This is a genomic window from Streptomyces sp. 3211.6 (assembly GCF_003634815.1).
GTDB classification, from domain to species: domain Bacteria; phylum Actinomycetota; class Actinomycetes; order Streptomycetales; family Streptomycetaceae; genus Streptomyces; species Streptomyces katrae_A.
The window spans coordinates 4,332,105-4,352,039 of record NZ_RBXC01000001.1 but is presented as its reverse complement, the minus strand read 5'-3'; the positions used below and the strand labels follow the sequence as shown (position 1 = coordinate 4,352,039).

15 protein-coding genes are annotated in these 19,935 nt (G+C 71.8%); 11 read left to right on the top strand and 4 right to left on the bottom strand.

Annotation, left to right across the window (positions count from 1 at the left end; all coding sequences use genetic code 11):
* The first annotated feature begins 44 nt into the window (after positions 1-44).
* Together BX286_RS20120 and BX286_RS20115 are read left to right on the top strand one after the other, a co-directional pair.
* A complete protein-coding gene (locus BX286_RS20120) occupies positions 45-779 on the top strand; it encodes a response regulator transcription factor (protein ID WP_121015738.1) in 735 nt (244 codons plus the stop codon).
* A complete protein-coding gene (locus BX286_RS20115; RefSeq protein WP_121015735.1) occupies positions 776-2,254 on the top strand; it encodes a cell wall metabolism sensor histidine kinase WalK in 1,479 nt (492 codons plus the stop codon). The genes BX286_RS20120 and BX286_RS20115 overlap by 4 nt, the downstream gene beginning before the upstream one ends.
* On the opposite strand, the gene BX286_RS20110 is transcribed toward BX286_RS20115, so the two are convergent.
* Positions 2,234-3,190 (bottom strand): phosphatidylinositol-specific phospholipase C, encoded by a 957-nt coding sequence (locus BX286_RS20110; protein WP_121015732.1) that lies wholly within the window; start codon positions 3,188-3,190, stop codon positions 2,234-2,236. The genes BX286_RS20115 and BX286_RS20110 overlap by 21 nt on opposite strands.
* A 128-nt stretch (positions 3,191-3,318) precedes the next feature.
* Positions 3,319-3,906 (bottom strand): TetR/AcrR family transcriptional regulator, encoded by a 588-nt coding sequence (locus BX286_RS20105; RefSeq protein ID WP_100863219.1) that lies wholly within the window; start codon positions 3,904-3,906, stop codon positions 3,319-3,321.
* A 149-nt stretch (positions 3,907-4,055) separates the two neighbouring features.
* On the opposite strand from BX286_RS20105, the gene BX286_RS20100 reads away from it, so the two are divergent.
* A complete protein-coding gene (locus BX286_RS20100) occupies positions 4,056-4,844 on the top strand; it encodes an alpha/beta fold hydrolase (RefSeq protein ID WP_079428984.1) in 789 nt (262 codons plus the stop codon).
* 89 nt (positions 4,845-4,933) lie between these two features.
* On the opposite strand, the gene BX286_RS20095 is transcribed toward BX286_RS20100, so the two are convergent.
* A complete protein-coding gene (locus BX286_RS20095; RefSeq protein WP_079428983.1) occupies positions 4,934-6,751 on the bottom strand; it encodes a bifunctional UDP-sugar hydrolase/5'-nucleotidase in 1,818 nt (605 codons plus the stop codon).
* 139 nt (positions 6,752-6,890) lie between these two features.
* On the opposite strand from BX286_RS20095, the gene mshD reads away from it, so the two are divergent.
* The 3 genes from mshD (at position 6,891) to BX286_RS37885 (ending at position 10,156) form a co-directional block, all read left to right on the top strand.
* Complete coding sequence (gene mshD / locus BX286_RS20090) at positions 6,891-7,826, top strand: mycothiol synthase (RefSeq protein WP_079428982.1); 936 nt, start codon at positions 6,891-6,893, stop codon at positions 7,824-7,826.
* Positions 7,827-8,650: 824 nt separating this feature from the next.
* Complete coding sequence (locus BX286_RS20080) at positions 8,651-9,871, top strand: XRE family transcriptional regulator (protein WP_187344168.1); 1,221 nt, start codon at positions 8,651-8,653, stop codon at positions 9,869-9,871.
* A 123-nt stretch (positions 9,872-9,994) separates the two neighbouring features.
* Entirely contained in the window at positions 9,995-10,156 is a 162-nt protein-coding gene (locus BX286_RS37885) for a hypothetical protein (RefSeq protein WP_159402102.1), read from the top strand.
* 112 nt (positions 10,157-10,268) lie between these two features.
* Here BX286_RS37885 and BX286_RS20070 read toward each other — a convergent pair whose 3' ends face one another.
* Positions 10,269-10,568: a hypothetical protein gene (locus BX286_RS20070; RefSeq protein ID WP_079428980.1), complete on the bottom strand. Its 300-nt coding sequence runs from the start codon at positions 10,566-10,568 to the stop codon at positions 10,269-10,271.
* 274 nt (positions 10,569-10,842) lie between these two features.
* On the opposite strand from BX286_RS20070, the gene BX286_RS20065 reads away from it, so the two are divergent.
* The 5 genes from BX286_RS20065 to pstA all read left to right on the top strand — a co-directional run bounded on the left by BX286_RS20065 (position 10,843) and on the right by pstA (position 19,929).
* Positions 10,843-13,125, top strand: a complete 2,283-nt coding sequence (locus BX286_RS20065; RefSeq protein WP_121015726.1) for an RNA degradosome polyphosphate kinase — start codon at positions 10,843-10,845, stop codon at positions 13,123-13,125.
* Entirely contained in the window at positions 13,106-14,068 is a 963-nt protein-coding gene (locus tag BX286_RS20060; protein ID WP_121015723.1) for a CHAD domain-containing protein, read from the top strand. Before BX286_RS20065 ends, BX286_RS20060 begins: the two co-directional genes overlap by 20 nt.
* Before the next feature lie 2,465 nt (positions 14,069-16,533).
* Entirely contained in the window at positions 16,534-17,676 is a 1,143-nt protein-coding gene (gene pstS, locus BX286_RS20045) for a phosphate ABC transporter substrate-binding protein PstS (protein ID WP_079428976.1), read from the top strand.
* Between the two features lie 181 nt (positions 17,677-17,857).
* A complete protein-coding gene (pstC, locus tag BX286_RS20040; protein ID WP_079428975.1) occupies positions 17,858-18,847 on the top strand; it encodes a phosphate ABC transporter permease subunit PstC in 990 nt (329 codons plus the stop codon).
* Positions 18,847-19,929 (top strand): phosphate ABC transporter permease PstA, encoded by a 1,083-nt coding sequence (gene pstA, locus BX286_RS20035; protein ID WP_079428974.1) that lies wholly within the window; start codon positions 18,847-18,849, stop codon positions 19,927-19,929. The genes pstC and pstA overlap by 1 nt, the downstream gene beginning before the upstream one ends.
* Positions 19,930-19,935 lie beyond the last annotated feature (6 nt).

The following is a 19,935-nucleotide window of genomic DNA, read 5'->3' as shown; positions in this document are numbered from 1 at the left end:
CCCGTCCCGCCCACGCGAAAGACCACCACCCCTGGGGGCCACGAATGAATCCCGCCGAAGGCGACCCGCAGCGGATCCTCGTCGTCGACGACGAGCCGGCCGTGCGCGAGGCCCTGCGCCGCAGCCTCGCCTTCGAGGGATACGACGTGCGGACCGCCGTCGACGGCATCGACGCCCTCGACCAGGCGGCCTCGTACGCCCCCGAGCTGATCGTCCTCGACATCCAGATGCCCCGCATGGACGGCCTGACGGCGGCCCGCCGGCTGCGCGCCGGCGGCAGCGTCACCCCGATCCTCATGCTGACCGCCCGCGACACCGTCGGCGACCGCGTCACCGGCCTCGACGCGGGCGCCGACGACTACCTCGTCAAGCCCTTCGAGCTCGACGAGCTGTTCGCCCGCGTCCGCGCCCTGCTGCGCCGCAGCTCCTACGCCGCCCCCGCGGCCGGCCCGGCGCAGCCCGCGGACGTGCTGACCTTCGGCGACCTGCGCATGGACCTCGCCACCCGTGAGGTCGTCCGCGGCGAACGGCCCGTGGAGCTGACGCGTACCGAGTTCACCCTGCTGGAGATGTTCCTCGCGCACCCGCGCCAGGTCCTGACCCGCGAGCAGATCCTCAAGACGGTCTGGGGCTTCGACTTCGAGCCCAGCTCCAACTCCCTGGACGTGTACGTGATGTACCTGCGCCGCAAGACCGAGGCGGGCGGCGAGGCGCGCCTGGTCCACACCGTGCGCGGGGTCGGGTACGTGCTGCGCGCCGGTGAGGGCGGGCCCGAATGACCGGTCCCACCGCCAGGTTCCGCAGCCTGCCGCTGCGCTCGCGGCTGGCGCTGCTGGTGACGGTCGCGGTCGCGGTCGCGGTCGCGGCGGTGGCGGGGGTGTCGTGGGTGATGGTGCGGGCGCAGCTGAACAACCAGCTGAACCAGTCGCTGCTGTCCACCCAGCCCGACGAGCAGGTGGTGCGCACCCTGCGCGAGGGCTGCGTGACCCGCCCGGCCGTGGGTACGCCGAACATCGCCGAGGAGCTCGGCCCGACCGTGCAGATCGTCACCGCAGACGGCGCCCGCTGCCTGGTGAGCGGACGCAGCGACCTGCCGGTCTCGGCGGCCGACAAGGCCGTCGCCGCGGGCCTGAGCGCCAAGAGCCTGCACGACGCGACGACCGGCGACGGCACGAAGATGCGCGTCTACACGATCAACAAGCACCTCACCAACGGCGCGTCCTTCGGGGTCTCCATCGCCAAACCCCTCGCCGACGTCGAACAGCCCCTGTCCACCCTCGCCTGGGTCCTGCTCCTGGTCTCCGGCGTCGGCGTGATCGGTGCGGGCGCGGCCGGACTGTGGGTGGCCCGGACCGGGCTGCGGCCGGTGGACGAGCTCACCGGGGTGGTCGAGCACATCGCCCGCACCGAGGACCTCACCGTCCGCATCCCGGAGGAGGGCGACGACGAGATCGCCCGCCTGTCGCGGTCCTTCAACTCCATGACGGCGGCCCTGGCCTCCTCCCAGGAACGCCAGGCACAGCTGATCGCGGACGCCGGGCACGAGCTGCGGACCCCGCTCACCTCGCTGCGTACCAACATCGAGCTCCTCGCGCGCAGCGAGGAGACCGGCCGGGCCATCCCGCCCGAGGACCGCCGGGAGCTGCTGGCCTCGGTGAAGGCGCAGATGAGGGAGTTGGCCTCGCTCATCGGGGACCTCCAGGAGCTGTCCCGCCCCGACGCCGCCCCGCACGCGCCCCTCGGGGTGGTGGCCCTGCACGAGATCGCCGGGACGGCCCTGTCCCGGGCCCGGCTGCGCGGGCCCGAGCTGCGGTTCGCCGCGGAGCTGGAGCCCTGGTACGTGCGGGGCGAGGCGGCCGCGCTGGAGCGGGCGGTGGTCAACCTGCTGGACAACGCCGTGAAGTTCAGTCCGCCCGGCGGCGCGGTCGAGGTCGTGCTGCACGCGGGCGAGCTGACGGTGCGCGACCACGGGCCGGGCATCCCGGCCGAGGACCTCCCGTACGTCTTCGAGCGGTTCTGGCGCTCCGAGTCCGCCCGGGCCCTGCCCGGCAGCGGGCTGGGCCTGTCCATCGTGGCCCGTACGGCCGCCCGCTCGGGCGGTACCGCCGAGCTGCGGGCGGCGGTGGACGGGGCGGGTGGCACGGAGGCGGTGCTGCGCATCCCGGGCGCGCCGACGCCGCCGCCCTCGTCGATGGAGCCGCCCGCGGTGGACCCCCAGGCGGGGCCGCGGCCGTCAGTTGTGCCGGATCAGTGAGGCGACCAGGCCGGAGCGGGTGTTGGGGAAGTCCATCGGGACGATGCCCAGCCCGGTCCGGCCGGCCAGTTCGGAGCCGTCGACGAAGGCGTGGACCTGCGGGTTGAGCCGGTCGGAGTTCCAGCGCGGGGGCATGTAGGCGGCGGTGCTGGTGTAGTTCACGAAGAGCTTGCCGGGCTGCTGGACGGCCTTGCGGAACTGGTCCTCGATCCGGCCGCGCTTGGCGAAGGGCTCGGTGTTGTAGTCGTCCTGGATGTCGAAGACCCCGCCGTCGCCGTAGCGCAGGCCCGGCAGGCCGGCGTTGTCGGCGAGGAGGACCACCCTGCCGCGGGCCTGGCCGAGGGTGGGCAGGCTGTCGGCGATCCGGAAGAGCGGGCGCCAGCCGCGGTGGTCGAGGTAGTCGTCGAAGACGGCGCGGAAGGTGGCGTCGCTCTCGGTGGAGTACTCCTGCTTCACGCGCATCAGGACGGTCTCGGAGGGGTGGGCGGCGAGGAAGTCCGCGCAGGCGACGAGGACGTCGCCGAACATCAGGTTCTGGAAGAACGCGGCGTGGTGGATGGCGAACGAGCCGCCCGTCACCCGGCAGCGGACGTCGAGGAAGCGGATGCCGGAGTCGAGCTGCTCTGCGATCGAGGTGTTCTGGCAGGCGACGTAGAGGCCGCCCTGGCGGGCTCCGGAGTCGTGGGTGCCGGGGATGGTCATGCGCTGGAGGGCGGTGGAGTCGGCGAGGCCGGCCATCCAGTCCTGGGTGCCGAGGGTGCGGAGGGTGCCGGGGGTGGCGGGGGTGCCGAGGGGGCCGAGGGTGCCGTGGGGTCTGGTAGTGCCGAGGGTGCTGGTGGCCGCGTGCGCGGGGGGCGCCGTGGCCGTGGTGCCGAGGGCCGTTGCGGCGCCCGCCGCGAGTGCGCCGGTCAGGAAGGTCCGTCGGTCCAGTGCCATGCCCGCCCCTTAGTCCGCTGAAGCCGCGATGGTCCGCGATGGTCCGCGAAATTCCGCGATGGTCCGCGATCCGGTGTGCTCCGGCCACCGTGGCCGGACCGGATTATGGCGTGCGGGGCGCGCACTTACTACCCGTCGGTACGGACGGGTTTTCCGAGCAACTCGACCATCGTGCGCAGCCCTTGGGCGAGTTCCGCGCCCGTCGGGGCGTCCTCGGGGTCGGTGAGGACCTGCACCATGACCCCGCTCAGCAGGGCGATGTGCAGGGAGCCCAGGGAGCGGACGTCCTCCTCCGTGACCGCGTCCTCCGGCACCCCGCGCAGGGCCGCGGCGACCATGCGCCGGTTGCGGCGCTGGCCCTCCGCGAGGATCGCGAGGAGTTCCGGCGAGGACTGCGCATGGACAAAGGCCTCGACGGAGGCGGTCCACAGCCAGCTCATCTCGCCGAAGTCGCGGATCTTGCGGTCCCAGGTGTCGGCGTAACGCTCCTCGGCGGTCTCCCCCTGCCCGGTGAGCCGGCCGGCCCCGGCCGCCCACTCCTCCATGGCGGCGAACAGGGCCTGGTTGAGGAGCACCTCGCGGGAGCCGAAGTGGTAGCCGATCGCGGCCATGCTCACCTGCGCCGCCGAGGCGATGTCGCGCACGGTCGTGCGCAGGTAGCCCTTCTCCTCCAGGCAGCGGCGCGCGCCGGCCAGCAGGTCCTCGCGATTTCCCATGCCGGGATCGTAGCCGGGGCACGGCCGGGGCCCGGGACAGGATTTTGGGCGGTTGCCTTATACGAACGTCTTGCACGCTTGCCCAAACACTGGCAGGCTGAAGCCGTACCCGAGCACCACACCCAGCCACGAACGGGGAGAGCCGAACCATGCGCCACACGCTGGACATCGACGGACGCACGCTGTCGTACCTGGACTTCGGCGGCACCGGCCGCCCGCTGCTCGCCCTGCATGGCGGGATGTCCGAGGCCTACGCCTTCACCGGCCTGGCCGCCGCCCTCGGCGACGCATGGCGGGTCATCGCCCCCGACCAGCGCGGCCACGGCGACTCCGACCGGGCCCCGCACTACCGGCGCGAGGGCTACGTCGCCGACGCCGTCGCCCTCCTCGACCACCTCGGCCTCACCGAGCCGGTCGCCCTCCTCGGCTACTCCCTCGGCGGCCTCAACGCCTACCACCTGGCCGCCGCCCACCCCGACCGGATCGGCCTCCTCATCGGCGTCGACGCCACCGTGGACGTCAACGTCCCCGACGGCCCCAACTGGTTCGACTTCCTGGGCTCGCTCCCCTACACCGCCCCCACCCGCGAGGAACTCCTCGCCTCCGTCGAACCGGCCGCCCTGCCCTTCGTCGCCGACGGCGTACGCCCGCTGCCCGGCGGGGAGGGCTGGCGGCTCGCCTTCCACGGCCAGGACATGCTCGACTCCATCCGCGCCTGCAACGGCGACCACTGGGACACCTGGCTCGCGATCACCTGCCCCACCCTGCTGATCCGCGCCACCCACAGCCAGGCCCTCAGCCAGGCCACCGCCGACGCGATGGTCACCCGCCGCCCCGGCACCGCGTACACCGCCCTCGAAGGGGACCACTTCGCGCCCTTCACCGACCCGGAGGGCTTCCACGCGGCCGTGGCGAAGTACCTGGCCCAGGCCGCCTGAGGGGTAGACGGGCCCGGATGCGAGAGAGGGGCGGCGGGCCTTTCGGCCCGCCGCCCCTCTCGTCCGCTCAGGTGTTACTTGCTCAGGTGTTACTTGACGACCGTGATCCGGTCCGCCGCCGGCGGGGCGATCGGCGTCGCCGCCGTCGACTTCGCCAGGAGGGCGTTGAAGGCCTCCAGGTCCGGCACGCCGACCAGCTTGTTCTTGTGGTCCTTCAGGACGGTGAACCCGTCACCGCCGCCCGCCAGGAACTCGTTCATCACGACCCGGTAGGTCTTCGCCGGGTCGATCGCCGCGCCGTTCAGCTTCACCGAGTCCACGACGATCCGGTCCGCGCCCGACTTCGTCATGTCCAGGGTGTAGGTCAGACCCTTCGAGATCTGCAGGATCTTCGGGTTCGGGCCGTTGACCGGGCCGCTGACCTGCTGCTGGAGCGCGGTGATCAGCTGCGCGCCCGTCAGGTCCACCACGTTCAGCAGGTTGTTGAACGGCTGCACCGTGTACGACTCGCCGTACGTGACGACCCCGTCGCCCTCGTTGCCCGCCGCCTTGTACGCCAGGTCGGCACGGATGCCGCCCGGGTTCATGATGGCCAGCTGCGCCCCGCCCCTGTCGGCCGCGGAGGTCGCGTCCAGCTGGGCGTCGGCGATCAGGTCGCCGAGGGGCTTCTCCGGCGCCTCCGAGCCACGGCCCGCGATGTCGGCGGAGATGTAGCCCATCGGACGGTTGGCGACCGGGTCCGCCAGCTTCTTCCAGCGGCCGATCAGCTCGGTCATGTCCGGGGCCTTCGGCAGGTCCCGGCTGACGACCTTGTTCACCGGCTTCGGCGACTGCACCGGCGTACGGACGATGTCCTTGGTCGCGCGGTCGTACGTCAGCGTGGTGTCCGTGAACAGCCGGCCGTACGAGGCGGCCGAGGTGACCGTGCGCGGGTTGCCCGCCGGGTCCGGGATGTTGCACGAGTACGCCTGGTGGGTGTGGCCCGTCACCAGCGCGTCGACCTTCGGGCTCACGTTCTTCGCGATGTCGACGATCGCACCCGAGATGCCCGCGCCGGCGCCCGGCACGTTGCAGTCGTAGTTGTACGCGCCGCTCGCCGGCAGACCGCCCTCGTGGATCAGCGCCACGATCGACTTCACGCCCTGCTTGTCCAGCTCGGCGGCGTACTTGTTGATCGTCTCGACCTCGTCGCCGAACTTCAGGCCCTTAACGCCGTCGGCCGTGACGACGTCCGGGGTGCCCTCCAGGGTGACGCCGATGAAGCCGATCTTCACGTCCCCCTTCTTCCAGATGAAGGTGGGCGACATCAGCGGACGCTTGGTCTTCTCGTCCGTCACGTTCGCGGCGAGGTACTTGAACTCCGCTCCCGTGTAGGTCTTGCCGTACTCGAAGCAGCCTTCAACCGGGTGGCAGCCGCCGTACTGCATCCGGCGGAGCTCGTTCTTGCCCTCGTCGAACTCATGGTTGCCCACGCTCGTCACGTCGAGCTTCAGCTTGTTCAGGGCCTCGACGGTCGGCTCGTCGTGGAAGAGACCGGACAGCATCGGGCTGCCGCCGATCATGTCGCCGGCCGCGGCCGTGACGGAGTACTCGTGGCCCTTGCGGGCCTCGCGCAGACCGGACGCCAGGTACTCGACGCCGCCCGCGGGTATGGACTTGGTGGTGCCGTCAGCCTGCAGTTCGGCGACCGTGCCCGAGGAACCCTGCGGGGGCTCCAGCGTGCCGTGGAAGTCGTTGAACGACAGCATCTGTACGTCGACGGTCCGGCCCTTGGCGACCGGAACGCCGCCACTCGCGGCACCGGCGGGCAGCGCTGCGGCGATCATCGCACCGGCGCCCGCGGTGAGGGCGAGGGCGCCGAAGGTCAACCGGCGCGCCGTGCGGTGCCGTTGTGGCTTCGCTGACATCTGTTCCCCTTTTTGGACAGCGAGACAACTGGGAGGTGACCCGCAGCCTATGGTCAACGCGCGTAGCGCCAACAGGGGGGTCCGGGTTGCGAGCTGGTTACGCGCGGCTGTCGGGCGGTGTCGGTCGTAGGCTCGGAACATGACTGACGCAGACGCAGCGACGGCCGTCGAGCCGGGACGGCACATCGAGATCCTCGACGAACTGACGGAGGAGCAGGCCGGGGCGGTCCTCGACCTGATCCACGAAGCGGCCCGCACCGACGGCACCACCGCCGTCTCCGAGCAGGGCCGCCTCCAGCTGCGCGGCGGCCCCCGCGAGGGCATCCGCCACTTCCTGGCCACCGCCGAAGGCCGGCTCGTCGCGTACGGGCAACTGGAGGACACCGACCCGGTGGAGGCCCCCGCCGCCGAGCTCGTCGTCCACCCCGCCCTGCGCGGCCGCGGCCACGGCCGCGCCCTGGGCACCGCCCTGCTGGGCGCCTCCGGCAAGCGGATCCGGGTGTGGGCGCACGGCGGCAAGTCCGCCGCCCGGCACCTCGCCCAGGTGCTCGGCCTGACCCTGTTCCGCGAACTCCGCCAGCTGCGCCGCCCCCTGGGCCCGGGCTCGGCCCCGCTGCCCGACCCGACGCTCCCGGCCGGGGTGACCGTCCGCACCTTCGTCCCCGGACAGGACGACGCGGCCTGGCTCGCCGCCAACGCCGCCGCCTTCGCCCACCACCCGGAGCAGGGCTCCCTGACGCAGCGCGACCTCGACGACCGCATGGCGCAGCCGTGGTTCGACCCGAAGGGGTTCTTCCTGGCGGAGCGGGAGGGCGAACTGGTCGGCTTCCACTGGACGAAGGTCCACGCCGAGGAACAGCTCGGCGAGGTCTACGTGGTCGGCGTCCGCCCGGGCGCCCAGGGCGGCGGCCTCGGCAAGGCCCTGACCGCGATCGGCCTCCACCACCTGGCGGCGGCGGGACTGCCGACGGCGATGCTGTACGTCGACGCCGACAACCCGGCGGCACTGGCGGTGTACGAGGGGCTGGGGTTCACGACGCACGAGGTGGACCTGATGTACCGCACGGAGAGCTGAGGGGTCTCGCGGCGGGGGGCCGCCATCTCCCCCTCGAGGGGTCGGGCCCGGCCGGTGTTTGCCCACCCGCCTCCCCGGGTGCGGGGCGGGGGGTGGGGGGCGGTCTGCCGCCGGGCGGGGGGTGAGCGGCTGACCGGGGCCGGTGGTCATCGGGGTCCCGGCGGGCCGGTCTCAGAGAAGGGCTGGGGGTTTCCCGTCAGTCCCACTGTCCTTCCGGTTCGGGCCGGTCAGTCAAGGGCGCTCCTTCGTCGCGTCGCTTCGCGATCGCCTTCGGCGACCCTTGACAGCCCGCCCCGCCTCGGAAAGACAAGGACTGACGGGAAACCCCCAAAAGGACGGCACGGTCGTACCTGAGGCATCCGGCGGGATCAGGGACCCTTCGGGGGCGGCGGGGGCCGCCCCGCCAAGCGTCCGGGCCGACGAGACAGTGCATCGGGGCTGCGATCCGCGACAGATCGCTACGCGCTCCTGCCGTCCCAGCGTCCGCCGCCCGCCTGTGGCCGCTGCCCGCAGGAAAGGACGAGGAGATCGTCATCCAGGGCCGGGGGGCGCGACAGATCGCTACGCGCTCCTCGAAATTTGGCGTCCGACGACCGTCCTGGGCTGATACCCGCACCAAATGACGACCGGAGGGGCATTCGGGACCGCCGGGCGCGACAGATCGCTACGCGCTGCCCAGGTCTCGGCGACCGGCGGCCGTCTTGGGCTGGTCATAGGCGGGCTGGACGTTGGCGACGGCGGTGGTGAACTCCCGGCCGGACGCGGGTCGAGCAGCTCGGCGTTGGGCTCAGCCGCGTCCTATAGGGCCGTCCTATATTTCGAGGGTGGAGCCCGAGCTGGACGTGTGGGTGCACCCCGAACTGCGGGCGGCTGCGGCGGCCGAGGACTGGGGCGGTCTGTTGAAGACGTGGCGGAGGTTGACGCGCAGCAGCCAGAGTCGGGTTGGTGCGCTGGTGGGCCTGGCGCAGCCCGATGTCTCCGCCATCGAGGACCGGCGGCGTGCGGTGACCTCGGTCGAGGTGCGGCAGCGGATCGTCGACGGGCTCGGCGTGCCCGTGGAACTCCTCGGGGTCCGGCAGGAAGGGATGCCGTTGCCCTCGCTCGTGCTGCCTGGGGTGGTGTCGGAGGCCGACGGTGAGCGGCTGGGCCGGGTGAAGGCGGGTGGGCTGCGGCTGGATGTCGCCTCGGTGGATGCGATGGATGCCCTGTTGGCCGTGCACCGCCGGGCCGAGGACACCGTGGGGTCGCGGACCATTGCACCGCTCGTCATCGCCCAGTTCAGGGAGGTGGCAGGGCTCTACGGGCAGGCTCGGGGGGGACTCGCGGACCGGGTGGTGAAGCTGCTCGCCGAGTACGCGCAGTTCCTGGCCTGGATGACGCAGGACCAGGACAACGCCCCGGTGGCGCTGGGGTGGTTCGACCGGTCCTATGACTGGGCGCTTGAGTCGGGGTACGGCGATATGGCCGCCACCACCATGAGCATGAAGGCGCATCTGGCGTGGTCGGGGAGTGAGGGGCGGCGTTGTGTGCGGCTGGGTGAGGCCGCTGCGGCGACGGCGGGGGCGAGTGCGGCCACGCGGGCCATGGCCGTGCAGATGGCCGGACGGGGATACGCGCTGGAGGGTGAGCGCGGTGCGGCGTACGCACGGCTGGATGAGGCACAGCGGATCATCGCCGACGCCGTCGACGCGCCGCCTTGGCTGTACTTCTACGGGGAGTCGTGGTTCGCGGCTCAGCGGGGGATGGCCGACCTGCACCTGAGGGACTGGGAGGGGGCTGTCGGGCACCTGACCTCGGGGCTGGCCGGGTTCGCCCCGGCGTTCCGCCGGGACCGGGCCTGGCACGGGGCCTGCCTGGCCCATGCTCATGCGGGCGCGGGGGAGGCCGAAGCCGCCCTGAGCGTGGCACTCGGCGTGATCGGCGACGCCTCGGAGGTCGGCCGCCCGCACGCCTGGGCCGAGCTGCACAGGGTCGGCGGGCTGCTGCTCCGGCGGGGGGCGTGTGAGGGCCGGACGCTGGTGGACGCGCTCGCGGAGCTCGACTGAGGCGAACGGTGGTACCGCGAGGGCCTGCCGTGGGAGTACTGGCCGACGTACGAACGGCTGCTGAGCCGGGCCGCCGCCGAGGTCCAGCGCACCGGAATGTCGGCCTGGGACGCGCCGGCGCACATGGCCGGCAGTGGGGTACTCGTCGGACTGGTCGGCGAGCTGGTGGCTGTCTGGGACGGGGAGCCCGCCTGGGGATACGGAGGCACGGCGGGCGTGGTGGCGTACGCCGAGCGCATGGGAGTCCCCGCCCGGATCTTCTGGCCTGAGGGTGCCAGCCGCTGATATCCGCGCCCGGAGGGCGGGGCTCGGTGATTCGTGACTACTGCCGGACCGGGGTGCCGACGCCGACCCCCAAAGGCTCATCTGGGGCGCTCCCGGAAGCGGGTGCGGAAGGTCAACCGCGGGCCATCATGACCAGCGAAACCGGCACTGTCACCAGCCCGCATACGGCCACGAACCCGCCGATCAAACGCACAAGGCCCTCAGGCGCCGTACGTGCCTTGGCCTGCTGCCCCGGACTGCGCTCCAGTCTGCTCGCTACGAGCTCGCGCATCGCCGCGGCTCCCCTTTTCCTCGCGAACACCCCGCCCATGACGATCGCCAGCAATCCCCAAATCAAGAGGAACAAACCGGGGGCAGGACCACTCTGACCAGCAAGAAGCAGCATGCCCGCATACTTCACCGCCCAGGCCACGGCCGGCAGCCTGAATCAGGACAGGCTGACCGGCCCGGCGGTCAGGGTGCCCCGCCGCCGCGGGTCGGGCGCGGCCCGGGGCAGGGGGGACACCCACACGGCCGTATGGGTGGGGGTCGGCGGGAATCCTGCCGCAGGCGGAGTCTGGAAGCCATACGCCATTAACCGGGCATTCAGACACGCTTGCGAGCCTCCCAGCATGCAGCCCCGACTCCGCCTGACCGCGGACACTTCCGACGCGCCTGTCCTCCCCCGTGCGCGGAAGAATGGAGTCATGAGCCACCAGCCCAGCGCAGGCCCCACCGAGGTCCCCGCCCAGCACCCGTCTCACACCTCCGCCGCGGCCTCCTCCGCCTCCAAAACGCGGACCAAGGGAGAGGAAAAGGCACCGTCGAAGTCGCGCCTCGGCTCCATAGCCGTCCACCGCCCCCTCGACCCCGATCTCGACGCCGACCTCGACGCCTACGAGGACAAGGACGACGACGGGCAGCTGCCCGCCGACCGTTTCCTCGACCGTGAACGCAGCTGGCTGGCCTTCAACGAACGCGTCCTCGAGCTGGCCGAGGATCCCACCACCCCGCTCCTCGAACGCGCGAACTTCCTGGCGATCTTCGCCAGCAACCTCGACGAGTTCTTCATGGTCCGCGTCGCCGGCCTCAAGCGCCGCATCGCGACCGGCGTCGCCACCCGCTCGGCCTCCGGCCTCCAGCCCCGCGAGGTCCTCGACCTCATCTGGACCCGCTCCCGCGAGCTCATGGCCCGGCACGCCGCCTGCTACCAGCACGACATCGCCCCCCAGCTCGCCGAGGAGGGCATCCACCTCATCCGGTGGCCCGACCTCACCGAGAAGGAGCAGGCGCGCCTCTTCACCCTGTTCCGCAACCAGATCTTCCCGGTGCTCACCCCGCTGGCCGTGGACCCCGCGCACCCCTTCCCGTACATCTCCGGCCTGTCGCTGAACCTGGCCGTCGTCGTGCGCAACCCCGTCAGCGGGCACCGGCACTTCGCCCGGGTCAAGGTGCCGCCGCTGCTCAGCCGCTTCCTGGAGGCCTCCCCGCAGCGCTACGTCCCGCTGGAGGACGTCATCGCAGCGCACCTGGAGGAGCTGTTCCCCGGCATGGAGGTGCTCGCGCACCACATGTTCCGCGTGACCCGCAACGAGGACCTGGAGGTCGAGGAGGACGACGCCGAGAACCTCCTCCAGGCCCTGGAGAAGGAACTCATGCGGCGCCGCTTCGGCCCGCCCGTGCGCCTGGAGGTCGAGGAGTCCATCGACCCGGGCGTCCTGGACCTCCTCGTCCAGGAGCTGAAGGTCTCCGCCGCCGAGGTGTACCCGCTGCCCGGCCCCCTCGACCTGACGGCCCTCTTCGGGATCTCCTCCCTCGACCGGCCCGAGCTGAAGTACCCCAAGTTCGTCGCCGGCACCCACCGCGACCTCGCCGAGGTGGAATCGGCCTCCGCGCCCGACATCTTCGCCGCGCTGCGCGAGCGCGACGTCCTGCTCCACCACCCGTACGACTCCTTCTCCACGTCCGTACAGGCCTTCCTGGAGCAGGCCGCGGCCGACCCCGACGTCCTCGCGATCAAGCAGACGCTGTACCGCACCTCCGGCGACTCCCCCATCGTCGACGCCCTGATCGACGCCGCCGAGTCCGGCAAGCAGGTCCTCGTCCTCGTCGAGATCAAGGCCCGCTTCGACGAGCAGGCCAACATCAAGTGGGCGCGCAAGCTCGAGGAGTCCGGCTGCCACGTGGTCTACGGCCTCGTCGGCCTCAAGACCCACTGCAAGCTGTCGCTCGTCGTCCGCCAGGAGGGCGAGACCCTGCGCCGCTACAGCCACGTCGGCACGGGCAACTACCACCCCAAGACCGCCCGCCTGTACGAGGACCTCGGCCTGCTCACCGCCGACCCGCAGGTCGGCGCGGACCTCTCCGACCTCTTCAACCGGCTCTCCGGCTACTCCCGCCGCGAGACCTACCGCCGGCTGCTGACCGCCCCCAAGTCCCTGCGCGACGGGCTCATAGCGCGCATCGACAAGGAGGCCGACCACCACCGGTCCGGCCGCCCGGCGTCCGTCCGGCTGAAGATGAACTCGATCGTCGACGAGGCCCTGATCGACGCCCTCTACCGGGCCTCCCAGGTGGGAGTCCCGATCGACATCTGGGTGCGCGGCATCTGCGCCGTACGCCCGGGGGTCCCGGGGCTGTCGGAGAACATACGCGTCCGCTCGATCCTCGGCCGCTTCCTGGAACACTCCCGGGTCTTCGCCTTCGGCAACGGCGGCGAACCCGAGGTGTGGATCGGCAGCGCCGACATGATGCACCGCAACCTCGACCGCCGCATCGAGGCACTGGTCAGGGTCACCGACCCCGGCCACCGCGCGGCACTGGACCGGATGCTGGAGACCGGCATGTCCGACGCCACCTCCTCCTGGCACCTGGGCCCGGACGGCGAATGGACCCGGCACAGCACCGACGCCGAGGGCCAGCCGCTGCGGCACGTACAGGAGATGCTCATAGACGCCCGGAGGCGCCGGCGTGGCTCAGCCAAACCATGACCCGACCGCAGGTGACGTGCTCGGCGTCTACCTGCGTTCCCAGGCCACCGCTTTCCTGCGCGCGCTGCGCCTGCATGACGCAGGCGCGGCGGGCGCGGGGGGCGGCCCCGACGCCGCGGAGGCGGCAGAGGCGGCGCACGGCCTGCGGGGGGCCGCGCGCCGCATCGCCGCCTCCCTGAGCACCTTCCGGGTCGTCACGCAGCCGGCCTGGGCGGACCCGCTGCGCGCCGAGCTGGTCTGGCTGTCCTCCACCCTGGCGGACGAGCACGCGTACGCCGCCCGGCTGTCCCGCCTGATGGAGGCACTGCAACGGCTCTCGGCCTCCCCGGAGGTCCCGGCCCCGCGCGGCAGCGCCGCGGGCGCACTGACCGTCGGCTCGGCGCGCGCGGGCGCCCTGCTGGAACGCCAGCTCACGCTGGCCCGTACCCGGGCCCACTCGGCGACCCTCCAGGCGCTGGGCTCGGCCCGGTTCCACGCGGTGGCGGACGCGGTGGCGGTCCTGGCCTCGGAGGTCCCGCTGGACCCGGTGGCGGCGGGCGGCCGGGTGGACGACGTCCTCACCCCGCTCGCGGCGGTGGCCCGCACCCGCCTGGAGGCGGCGGTCGGAGCCCTCTCCGCCACGGATACCTCCGCCCCGTACTCGGCGCACGCGGACGCCGCCTGGCACGAGGTACGCCGCCTGCTGCGCGTGCACCGCTACGCCCGTGAGGCCCTGGGGGAGGAAGCCCCGCGCCTGGCGGCGGCGAGCGAGGCCCTGAACCAGCACCGCGACGCCGCGGAGGCGGCCACCGCCTCGGCAACGGCCGCCCGCACCCCCCGCATCGCCCCGGCGACGGCCTACGCCCTGGGCGTCCTCCACGCCGACCAACGCCACGCGGTGGAAGCCAGCCGCCTGACCTTCCACACCCTGTGGGAACCGGCGGCGGTCCCGGCGGGGCCGTGAGGCCTGGGGGGGTGGGGGCGGGGGGCGGATGGGTGTCTGCCCCCCTCGTCTCCCGGGTGCGGGTGGGCGGGGGGCAGGGGACTCCGGCGGGGCGGGAGCGACAAGCCGGCCGGGACGGGTGGAGGGCAGGGTCTGCCCCGGGCGGTCTCAGAGAAGCCTTGGGGCTTTCCCGTCAGTCCCACTGTCCTTCCGGCCCGGGCCGCCCTGTCAAGGGCGCTCCCTTCGGTCGCGTCGCTACGCGATCGCCTGCGGCGACCCTTGACAGAACGGCCCGGACCGGAAAGACAAGGACTGCCGGGAAACCCCCAAAAGGACGGCACGGTCCATCGATGGACATACGCGGGATCAGCGACCAGGCGAGTAGGTCGGGGGCCGCCTCGCCGGGCATCCGGGCCGACAGGATTGCCATGCGGGGCCGCAATTCGCGACAGATCGCTACGCGCTCCCGCCGTCTCAGCGTCCGCCGCCCGCCTGGGGCCGCTGCCCGCAGGAAAGGCCGACAGAATCGGCATCCGGGACCGGGAGGCGCGACAGATCGCTACGCGCTCCTGCCGTCTCAGCGTCCGCCGCCCGCCTGGGGCCGCTGCCCGCAGGAAAAGCCAACGGAATCGGCATCCGGGACGGGGAGGCGCGACAGATCGCTACGCGCTCCTCAAATTTCGGCGTCCGGCGGCCGCCTTGGGCTGATACCTGCACCAAATGCCGACCGGAAGGGCATCCGGGACCGCCGGGCGCGCCAGATCGCTACGCGCTGCCGAGATCTCGGCGTCCGGCGGCCGTCTTGGGCTGATACCCGCAGCAAAGGGCGATGGGATCGGCATCGGGGTCCGGCAGGGCGCGCCAGATCGCTACGCGCTCCTCGGATCTCGGCGGCTGCCGGTCGTCCGGGGCTGACACCCGCACGCAAGGGCGGCGGGATCGGCATCAGGGTCTGGCAGGGCGCGCCAGATCGCTACGCGCTCCTCCCGTCCCGGCGTCCGCTGCCCGTCTGGGGCCGCTGCCTGCACCAAATGCCGATGAGAGGCCCATCCGGCCACCCCAGGCGCCCAAGATCGCTACGCGCTCCTGTTTCCTCGGCATCCGACGGCCGTCCTGGGCCGGGATGCCCTGCGGTCCGGCATTTGGTGCCGCCACCGGCCCAAGACGGCGCCCGGACGCCGAGATCTCGGCAGCGCGTAGCGATCTGGCGCGCCTATTGCTTCCGGATGTTCCTCTGGTTGGCATTTGGTGCAGGTATCAGCCCCGACGGCCGTCGGACGCCGGGACGGGAGGAGCGCGTAGCGATCTGCCGCGCCCATCGGCCCCGGATGACGGCCCAGTTGGCATTTCGTGCGGGCAACGGCCCCGGGCGGTCGTCGGACGCCGGAATTCGAGGCGCGCGTAGCGATCTGGGGCGCCTGCCGGACCCCGATGCCGATCCCGTCGCCCTTGGGTGCAGGCATCAGCCCCAGACGGGTCGCGGACGCCGGAATTCGAGGAGCGCGTAGCGATTTGCCGCGCCCACCAGTCCTGGATGACGAATCTGTCGCCCTTTCCTGCGGGCAGCGACCCCGGACGGCCGCCGGACGCCGAGGAGAGAGGAGCGCGTAGCGATTTGCCGCGCCTGCCGGACCCCGATGCCGATTCCGTCGCCCTTGGGTGCGGGCAACGACCCCAGACAGGCGGCGGACGCTGAGACGGGAGGAGCGCGTAGCGATCTGTCGCGGATCGCGGCCCCGGATGGCAATCCTGTCGGCCCGGACGCTTGGCGTGGCGGCCCCCGACCGCCCGGCTGGTCGCTGAGTCCGCCGTATGTCCTATGAACGTCCGTCCCGTCCTTTTGGGGGTTTCCCGGCAGTCTTCGGCATTTCGCGGCGGGACGGCCTGTCAAGGGTCGCCGCAGGCGATCGCGAAGCGACGCGACGAAGGAGCGCCCTTGACAGGGCGGCCCGACGCGGAAGGACGATGAGACTGACGGGAAAGCCCCAACCCATCCCTGAGACCGCCCCGCCGGAACCCGGTCCCACCCCAGGTCCCGCCCGCCCGGCCGCTCCCGCCCCACCGGGACCCCGCCCCGCCCGGCCCCGCCCGGCCCCCGGCCGCCCGGCCCCCAGACCAGCCCCCCCGGGGCCACCGCCGCCCCCGCCACCGGCCAGATCCAGCCACCCCCGCCCGACCGCACTCCCCGCCGCGCTCCCCTCCCCCGCGCCCCCGCTCAGGGAAGGTCACGGCACCATAACGGGCGGATAACGCCCGCTTAATCCCAGGTACAAACCCCCCCATCCGCACCCGCCCGTCCGCCACGGTTCACCATCCGTTCACCAACCCCCGTCGACCCCGTCACCTGTTCTGCCTAATTTCGGTAGCGCACGGTGCGAGCCGAACAGGAAAGAGCGGCCCCGCGCCCCACCCATCACGTAGTCCTCTTCGCACGCCGCCCCGATACAGAAAGCGGCCGGCGGCCCCCCGGAAGGAACACCCGAACAGTGAAGCTTCAGCGCAAGAACCGGCTTCGTGCCTCCGCCCTCGGGGCCCTCGTCGTGTCCGGCGCCCTGGTCCTCACGGCGTGCGGCTCGGACGACAACACGAAGACCGGCGCCGACGGCACCACCAAGGCCTCGGCCCCCGCCCCGGGCGACATCAAGTGCGACGGCGCCAAGGGCAAGCTGCTCGCCTCCGGCTCCTCCGCCCAGAAGAACGCCGTCGACCTGTGGGTCAAGAACTACATGGCCGCCTGCTCCGGCGTCGAGGTGAACTACAAGTCCTCCTCCTCCGGTGAGGGCATCGTCGCGTTCAACCAGGGCACCGTCGGTTTCGCCGGTTCGGACTCCGCGCTGAAGCCCGAGCAGGTCGAGGACTCGAAGAAGATCTGCACCGGCGGCGGCCAGGGCATCAACCTGCCGATGGTCGGCGGCCCCATCGCCCTCGGCTTCAACGTCGCCGGCGTGGACAAGCTGAACCTCGACGCCGCCACGATCGCCAACATCTTCAACGACAAGATCAAGAAGTGGGACGACGAGGCGATCAAGAAGCTGAACCCCGGCGTCAGCCTCCCCTCCACCGCCATCCAGGCCTTCCACCGCTCCGAGGACTCGGGCACCACCGAGAACCTGGGCAAGTACCTCAAGGCCGCCGCCCCTGACGCCTGGTCCTACGAGGCCTCCAAGAAGTGGCCGGCCCCCGGTGGCCAGGCCGCGTCCGGCTCCGCCGGTGTCGCCTCCCAGGTCAAGGCCGTCGACGGCGCGATCGGCTACTTCGAGCTCTCGTACGCCACCTCGCAGAGCATCAAGACGGTCGACGTGAACACCGGCGCCTCCGCCCCCGTCAAGGCCACCCCGGACAACGCCTCCAAGGCCATCTCCGCCGCCAAGGTCACCGGCACCGGCTCGGACCTGGCCCTCAAGCTCGACTACGCCACCAAGGCCGAGGGCGCGTACCCGATCGTCCTGGTCACCTACGAGGTCGTCTGCGACAAGGGCAACAAGCCCGAGACGCTCGGCACCGTGAAGTCCTTCCTGGAGTACACCGCCTCGGACGCCGGCCAGAAGGCCCTCACCGAGAACGGCTACGCCCCGATCCCGGCCGAGATCAACACCAAGGTCCGCGAGGTCATCAAGTCCCTCGCCTAGGACTTCGAAGCCCGCAGCTCCACAGCTCCACAGCTCCACAGCTCCACAGCTCCATCCTGACCCCCGAGGTCCGGCCCGCCCCCGTCCGGGCGGGCCGGCCCGGGGACCCTCCCCCTCCACCCCGGGGGAATCCGGTGCACCGCCGCCAGGGGGCTCGCCCCCCACACAGACCGGAAAGACCATGGCTTCCAGCACAAGCACCCACATAGACACGGCTCCGCCTGTCCCCAAGAGCGGAAGGTCCACCGGCCGGGCCGGTGACAAGATCTTCTCGGGGCTCTCCAAGGGCTCCGGCATCCTGCTCCTGGTGATCATGGCGTCGATCGCCGCCTTCCTCACCTACCGGGCCAGCATCGCCCTGTCGAAGAACGAGGGGAACTTCCTCACCACCTTCGACTGGAACGCCTCCGCCCGGCCCCCCGTCTTCGGCATCGCCGTCCTGCTCTTCGGCACCGTCGTCAGCTCGATCATCGCGATGGCCATCGCGGTCCCGATCGCCGTCGGCATCGCCCTGTTCATCTCGCACTACGCGCCGCGCAAGCTGGCCGCGCCCCTCGCCTACGTGGTCGACCTGCTGGCCGCCGTGCCGTCGATCATCTACGGCATCTGGGGCGCCCTCTTCCTCGTGCCGCAGCTGAACGGGCTGAACCTCTGGCTCGACCAGTACCTCGGCTGGACCTACGTCTTCGACAAGACCCAGGTCGGCGTCGCCCGCTCGCTGTTCACCGTCGGCATCCTCCTCGCGATCATGATCCTGCCGATCGTGACGAGCGTCAGCCGCGAGGTCTTCCTCCAGGTCCCGCGCATGAACGAGGAGGCCGCCCTGGCCCTCGGCGCGACCCGCTGGGAGGTCATCCGCATGTCGGTGCTGCCCTTCGGCCGCTCCGGCGTCATCTCCGCCTCCATGCTCGGCCTCGGCCGTGCGCTCGGCGAGACCATGGCCGTGGCCACCGTCCTCTCCCCGAGCTTCCTGATCTCCGGGCACATCCTCGACCCGGGCGGCGGCACCTTCGCGCAGAACATCGCCGCGAAGTTCGACGAGGCCAACGAGTTCGGCCGTGACGCGCTGATCGCCTCCGGTCTCGTCCTCTTCCTGCTCACCCTGCTGGTCAACGGCGCCGCGCGCCTGATCATCGCCCGTCGCAAGGACTTCTCGGGGGCGAACGCCTGATGAGCCACGCACTCCAGGACCACCGGCCCGCTCCGGCCCGCAAGTCCGCCGCCCCCGCCGGCCTGACCCGCGGCGGCCTGCCCCGCTGGGCCCCCGCCGGCATCGCCGCGGCCTCCGCCGCCCTCGGCATCGTCATCGGCCTGGTCTTCGGCCTGAGCAGCAAGGTGCAGTGGGGCCTGATCGCCGCCCTGCTGTTCGTCGTGATCACGTACACCGCCAGCTCGGTCGTCGAGAACCGCCGCCAGGCCAAGGACCGCGTCGCGACCTCCGTCGTCTGGGTCTGCTTCGTCCTCGCGGTCGTCCCGCTGCTCTCCCTGATGTGGACGACGATCAGCCGCGGCATGAAGGCCCTCGACGGGGACTTCCTCAGCCACTCCATGAACGGCGTGACCAGCTTCGAGAAGGGCGGCGGCGTCTACCACGCCCTGCTCGGCACCCTGGAGCAGGTCGGCCTCGCCACCCTGATCGCGGCGCCCGTCGGCCTGCTGACCGCCGTCTACCTGGTCGAGTACGGCAGGGGCCGGCTCGCCCGCGCCGTCACCTTCTTCGTCGACGTCATGACCGGCATCCCCTCCATCGTCGCCGGCCTGTTCATCCTGACGACCTGGAACCTGATGCTCGGCTTCGGCCCCTCCGGCTTCGGCGGTGCGATGGCCCTGTCGATCCTGATGATGCCGGTCGTCGTCCGCTCCACGGAGGAGATGCTCAAGCTCGTCCCGAACGAGCTGCGCGAGGCGGCCCTGGCCCTCGGTGTGCCGAAGTGGCGCACGATCCTCAAGGTCGTCCTGCCCACGGCCATCGGCGGCATCTCCACCGGCGTCATGCTGGCCGTCGCCCGCATCGCCGGCGAGACCGCGCCGATCATGCTGCTGGTCTTCGGATCGCAGCTGATCAACGGCAACCCCTTCGAAGGTGCCCAGTCCTCCCTCCCGCTGTACATCTGGGAGCAGTACAAGGTCGGCAGTGAAGCCTCCTACGACCGTGCCTGGGCCGCGGCGCTCGTCCTGATCGCCTTCGTCATGATCCTGAATCTGGTGGCCCGCGGCATCGCCCGCTGGAAGGCCCCGAAGACCGGTCGCTGACGCGAC